Origin of the sequence: Intrasporangium chromatireducens Q5-1 (assembly GCF_000576575.1) — a bacterium.
Classification (GTDB): Bacteria; Actinomycetota; Actinomycetes; order Actinomycetales; family Dermatophilaceae; genus Intrasporangium_A; species Intrasporangium_A chromatireducens.
On record NZ_AWQS01000370.1, the window covers coordinates 1 to 2,798 of the forward strand.

The window sequence follows — 2,798 nt, forward strand, 5'->3', positions numbered from 1 at the left end:
GTCATTGTGGCTTGACTTCTTGCCGGTGGTGGCCGGCCGGACAGATCAGGGCATCTGCTCCCGCTGGACCCTCCCGCTGGTCACCGGGGAGCGAGCGACGCTCCAGAGCAGCTCCGCACTTCGGGCACTCCGGCTGCTTGGCCTCGTCATCCTTGCTGATCGTGATTGCCATGCCGGCGCTCACTTTTGCGATATCCGTATTCAGGACATTGCCCACCGTACAAGCGACCGGAGGCACCCAGGTGGGTAGGCAAAGTCTGGGCGTCCACCGTGGGGACCCGCGAGTACGCGCTCGGGAAGGCCATCCGCAAGGGCCAGGCGGAGGGAACCGTGACGAGTCGAGCCGACGGCGGGCCGAAGAGCGACTACATCCGCAACGGTCGCACGGTCCATGTAGATCATCTTCGCGATGAGAAGAAGGTCTCCCCAGAGGACTTCATGGCGGGACAGCTCGCCAATGACATCTACTCGATGGTGGACGCCTCCGAGGAGGAGTTCGAGGAGGCGCTGAACGAGGCCCGCGAGGAAGGCAATGCCTCCCGCGCCAACGTCGTCCGCAAGATCAAGGGCAAGGCATCCCCGCAGACCCGCGACGACCGGGCCGAAGTCTTCAAGCGAGAGGGAGCCACTTCTTTTTTCGCGGCTCTGACCGCAAATCTTGCGGTCAATGACCACGATTGTGGAAAAAAAGCCGGAGAGAGACACGCTCGACTCGCGGGTCCTGCAGTTGGCCGCCCAGATTTTTTCGAGACCTGCCCCCACGGACGGCGGAAGCTCGAGCTGTTGGGGACGTAAAGCAACGCCCCTCGGCTCCGTATGAGGCCGGGGGGCGTTGCTTACGGGCGCTGGGCGGGTCTTCACCCCACAGAGGAAAGGGGCTCGCCGGCCATCGATCCTCCGAGGTTTGACCGAACACCTCGGTGGTGACGTTGACGCCCGGCGGCTCGTTTCAGTTCGGCCGCTCGTCGGGGAAGAGCTGATGGAAGAGCGCCTCGTCGTCGTTCTCGGCCGTGGTCGCAGCTATCGCGGCTGGCCGTTCGCCGGGGAAGAGTGCGTAGTACGTCGCGTCGTCTTCGCTCTGCGCAGGGGTGCGGACGGCGGGGACCTTGGTCACCGTGGACGGGGAGGGCACGGCGTCGAGTACGTCTTGGGCGCTGGCGCCCCGGTTGAGTCCGAGCCGGGCGAGTATGCCTCGGGGAATCCTGAGGATCGTCACGAGGCACCTCCGGTCTGGATCGGCGCGATCATGCCGCCGTCGATCAGCGAGCGCATCTGCACGGGGTCGACGCCGGCGGGGAGCCGCTGGCCGTCGTAGAGGTGCTGGTAGCCCTTGGCGGTGCGCACGACGACGAGAGGAGCGGTCACCACGTAGTTGGCGTCGCCGGGAAGTTCGCGAGCCATGCTGCTCACCGCCCGAGGTTCTTGGCCGCCACGGCGGCCTCGTCGAGGGTCAGGAGCTCGACCTGCGCGGGCCCGGAGAGGCGTAGCCACATCTGCCAGGTGTCCTCGAATTCCTGACGCCAGGGCAGTGCGGATCGGGTGAATGCTGCTCCGATCCACTCCCCGGGTTGTACGGCTCTTCCCCATGCATTCCTCCCGCGCTCGGGTGCCGGGGCGACGCCGGTGACCATGCTGAGGGTCATGCGAGCGTCAGCGACGGCATCCAGAGTGCGGGTAGCCTCGGGGATTGCTGACCAGGCATCGCGCGCCGTGGCCACGTCGTCGGCCCTGAGGATGTCCTCGTGGGTGGTGCGGGAGTTGATGCCCAGATCGACGGCCCTGCGAACGACGCTGGCTGCCGCGTCGAAGGATGGCCGGATCTCGGTCAGGATGTCGTCGGCGATGTCGCGGGCCGTGGCCGCGATCTCCTCTTGCATGATCTGGTAGGCGAGGCCCACGGCCCGGGGGCCGGGGCCGGCGTCGTCCGCGAGCGCCATGGCGACGCCCAGCTCACGCAGTTCGGTCGTCAGCTCGGCCTCTGTCAGGCCGATCAGCTTTCGGGTCGGACGGGGCTGTGGACGCAGGCTGCCCAGGCGCACGAGCCGCTCGGAGCCGCTGACCACCTCGGGTGGCAGCGTCACCCCCAGGGCCTGCAGCTGCGGCACTAGCACGTGAACGTATTCGAGTTGGCCGGTCATCATCTGCCTTCCTTTCGTCGATCTCTGTAGGCCTCGACCTCGGCCCGGTGGACGAGGATGGTGCGCCCGGCGCGCTGCACTGAGCCGAATGCCTCGCAGACGGCGAGCCGGCGGACGTGCCGCTCGGAGAGTGGCTGCAGCATCCTCGTTGCCTCCTTCATGTCGACGAGGTCCTTTGACCCGACCGACGGAACCGACTGTGGCAAGGGCGCATCCGTGCGGACGTCCGCGTGTCCGTTGTCGGCCATGGCGGCCTCGAGCGCGTCGCGCAGCTCGCGCATCGCGGGCGACAGCCCGGAGCCGGGACCGAGTCCGTTGCGGCCTCCGGTCGCGGCGACGTAGGCCCGCAGCAGGAAGAGGGCCAGCGCGGCACCGTCTCGCCTCAGCAGCACCGTGCCACCGGACACGGCCAGTGCCGTGCCACGCCAGGAACGCGTCTGCCGCGGATCGGTGGGCCGGTTCATGGCGTCATCCATCCGCTCAGGTGGCCGCGGGGGAACAGCGGCAGGCTGCTCGTCGGGGGCAGGACCGAGGCGGGGTCTGCCGGTGTGGTCCACGGCTCGTCCTCGGGTGGCGTCGGGGGCTCCTCGAGCGGCGGATGCGTCCGGTCGGGCGCCAAGGGCAGGTCCGGGGTCGGCGGGATGAATGGGGCGGTCGGGG

The 2,798-nt window shown here is 68.2% G+C and carries 5 protein-coding genes and 1 pseudogene; 1 reads left to right on the top strand and 5 read right to left on the bottom strand.

What is annotated here, in order from left to right:
• The first annotated feature begins 330 nt into the window (after positions 1-330).
• Positions 331-795 (top strand): hypothetical protein, encoded by a 465-nt coding sequence (locus N864_RS23865; protein ID WP_155893053.1) that lies wholly within the window; start codon positions 331-333, stop codon positions 793-795.
• Between the two features lie 154 nt (positions 796-949).
• Here the strand turns inward: N864_RS23865 and N864_RS21120 are convergent, their stop codons facing one another.
• The 5 genes and pseudogenes from N864_RS21120 to N864_RS25220 form a co-directional block, all read right to left on the bottom strand.
• Positions 950-1,216 (bottom strand): hypothetical protein, encoded by a 267-nt coding sequence (locus N864_RS21120; protein WP_034722046.1) that lies wholly within the window; start codon positions 1,214-1,216, stop codon positions 950-952.
• Entirely contained in the window at positions 1,213-1,401 is a 189-nt protein-coding gene (locus N864_RS21125) for a hypothetical protein (protein ID WP_155893054.1), read from the bottom strand. The genes N864_RS21120 and N864_RS21125 overlap by 4 nt, the downstream gene beginning before the upstream one ends.
• 5 nt (positions 1,402-1,406) lie before the next feature.
• A complete protein-coding gene (locus N864_RS21130) occupies positions 1,407-2,141 on the bottom strand; it encodes a hypothetical protein (protein WP_034722048.1) in 735 nt (244 codons plus the stop codon).
• Entirely contained in the window at positions 2,138-2,602 is a 465-nt protein-coding gene (locus N864_RS21135; RefSeq protein ID WP_034722049.1) for a hypothetical protein, read from the bottom strand. Before N864_RS21135 ends, N864_RS21130 begins: the two co-directional genes overlap by 4 nt.
• Positions 2,599-2,798: pseudogene (locus N864_RS25220) on the bottom strand (hypothetical protein); the annotation flags it as partial. The gene N864_RS21135 and the pseudogene N864_RS25220, both read right to left, overlap by 4 nt.

Coding starts and splice junctions, on each gene's coding strand:
- N864_RS21135 (WP_034722049.1), bottom strand. CDS start 2,602: ATGAACCGGCCCACCGATCCGCGGCAGACGCGTTCCTGGCGTGGCACG.
- N864_RS21130 (WP_034722048.1), bottom strand. CDS start 2,141: ATGATGACCGGCCAACTCGAATACGTTCACGTGCTAGTGCCGCAGCTG.
- N864_RS21125 (WP_155893054.1), bottom strand. CDS start 1,401: ATGGCTCGCGAACTTCCCGGCGACGCCAACTACGTGGTGACCGCTCCT.